The organism is Candidatus Obscuribacterales bacterium (assembly GCA_036703605.1).
Classification (GTDB): Bacteria; Cyanobacteriota; Cyanobacteriia; order RECH01; family RECH01; genus RECH01.
On the sequence record DATNRH010000403.1, the window covers coordinates 1 to 2,280 of the forward strand.

3 protein-coding genes are annotated in these 2,280 nt (G+C 53.0%); all 3 read right to left on the reverse strand.

Going from position 1 to position 2,280, the window contains the following annotated elements:
- A partial coding sequence (locus V6D20_08270) for a hypothetical protein (GenBank protein ID HEY9815776.1) occupies positions 1-666 on the reverse strand: 666 nt, incomplete at its 3' end.
- Positions 667-1,422, reverse strand: coding sequence for an ABC transporter ATP-binding protein (locus V6D20_08275; GenBank protein ID HEY9815777.1), 756 nt, complete (start codon positions 1,420-1,422; stop codon positions 667-669).
- 391 nt (positions 1,423-1,813) lie between these two features.
- On the reverse strand, positions 1,814-2,280 hold a 467-nt coding region (gene uraD / locus V6D20_08280; protein ID HEY9815778.1), incomplete at its 5' end, for a 2-oxo-4-hydroxy-4-carboxy-5-ureidoimidazoline decarboxylase.

The following is a 2,280-nucleotide window of genomic DNA, read 5'->3' on the forward strand; positions in this document are numbered from 1 at the left end:
CGCTGGGGTTAGGGATAGGGTAAGGTCATTGAACGCTCCTTGCATATCAAAGGCTGCGGCTAGGGCCTCTCGTCCCATCCAAATCACCCCAAACCGTTGATTATCTGGCACCAGATCCGTGCCGCGAATTTCATAAACATATTCTGGCGATAGGGCTAGTCCTACGATCTGCAACGTCTGCCAACGGCCGTTGATCACCGCACCCACCCGATCGCCCAGGGTGAGATCATTAGCCTTGGCGAAAGCTTCACTGATCAGCACTTCATCGCGACGACCTGCCTCAATGTAGCGTCCCTCCCGCAGGAAGAGATCATTGAGCATGGGTTGAGGCTGTTCTGGGATTGAAATGATGCGTCCCGTGGCAGGTTCATGGCGATCGGGTATATCCAACGTCACATCAACCACCACACGGGTTTGCAATTGGCTGACACCCGAGATCTCTGCTAGCTGGGGAGCGATCGCCTCCGGTGCCCGTTTGAGAGACACAAAAACATCCGCAAATCGATATTGGCTATAGTAAGTCGCCTGGGATAGCTTCAGGGAATGGTAGGCACTCATTAAGGTCACCAGCCCTGTAATACCGCAGGCCACAATCAGCACAATGGCGATCACTTGACCTCGTAGATGGAGCAGATCCCGCAACAGCTTTCGATCTAATGCGTTCATCTACCACTCCAACTCAGCAGGCGAAACCTTGATTTCATTGACGTGAATGCTGGCAATCTGTCCACTCCGCATAGAGATCACCCGATCGGCCATAGCAGCAATACTGGCATTGTGGGTGATGACGGCGGTGGTGGTACCGAGGTCACGATTGGCATCGGCCAAAGCATTGAGCACCAGTTTGCCCGTTTGTACGTCTAAGGCCCCGGTAGGTTCATCACAGAGCAACACTTCTGGGCGTTTAGCGATCGCTCGGGCAATGGCCACCCGCTGCTGTTCACCACCCGAGAGCTGGGCGGGAAAGTGATCGAGGCGATCGCCTAAACCTACCCGCTGTAAGGCTTCCTCCGGCGAGAAGGGATGGGCAGCAAGTTCCGTGACCAAGGCCACATTTTCGCGGGCCGTCAAGCTGGGAATGAGGTTATAAAACTGGAAAATAAACCCCACCGACTCTCGCCGAAATCGAGTGAGCATGGCATCAGTGGCGGTCGCCAAATTGCGATCGCGAAACCACACCTGACCGCTGGATGGTAGATCCAGCCCACCTAAAATATTTAGCAACGTAGACTTGCCGCTGCCTGATGGCCCCAACAGAACAACAAACTCACCTTCATAGAAATCCAAAGTCACGTTCTGTAGAGCATGAACCTCAACCTCTCCCATGTGATAGGTCTTACTCACATCCTGAATGTGAAATACCTCAGGGGATGGCGAATATTGGACGGATGCATGCAACGGTTGCTTCTGGGGATGTCCCATAACCTAACTGTCCTCAGATCCATGGCGGGGCATTCATCTGTGATCCATGGTTTTTATGAAGGGATCACCTAAAGCATTTTGAAGGCATTACCTCTTTATCCTAGGCAGTTTGCCGGGCGATCGCCTAAAACTTCATACTTCTTTTGGGGGCTGGACATGGGGCAGTAGACATCCTGGCGCTGCTAAATCACGATAGGATGTGCGCCAAGGAAGCGTGAGCGGCTCACACTATGTTGATGATCAATGGCGAGGGTGAGCATCTTGCTCCCATTCTGATTTCATAACTTCATTCAGAAACACCGAAATCCTCATGCATTCATCGCCCAAGCTCAACAACCTCTGTAGAGTGAGCTATCCCGACTCAAGCCTTGCCTGCGACGATGTTGCTGTGCTAGTCAGCGGCGTCGGTAGGAGCGATCAGGGCCGTGAGCCGGGCCAAGGCAATTTGATTAATCTCGGCGATCGCTTGTTGGTACTCTTGTTCTGGTGTATGGGTAAGGCGAGTGGCAAAGGCTTGCAAAATGCTTTCCTTAGTGTGGTGCTTCACGGCCACAATGAAGGGAAAGCTGAAGCGCTCTCGATAGGCTTGGTTGAGGTGCTGAAAGCGATCGTACTCGTGGGGGGTGAGCTGCTGTAGCCCAGCACTGGTCTGCTCTTGAACGGATGCCTCAGCCATGGCAGTCCGGCTACCCAAGTCTGGATGCGCCTGAATCAAAGCAAGCTGCTGGTCATGGTTCATAGACTGTACAATAGTCACCATGCATTCATGAAGAGCAGCGCAATCACGAAAGGGGCGATGTTGCCACGCTTGGTGAGCGATCGCTGGCGTATGTTCAAAAACGTCCCCTAAGACCTGGG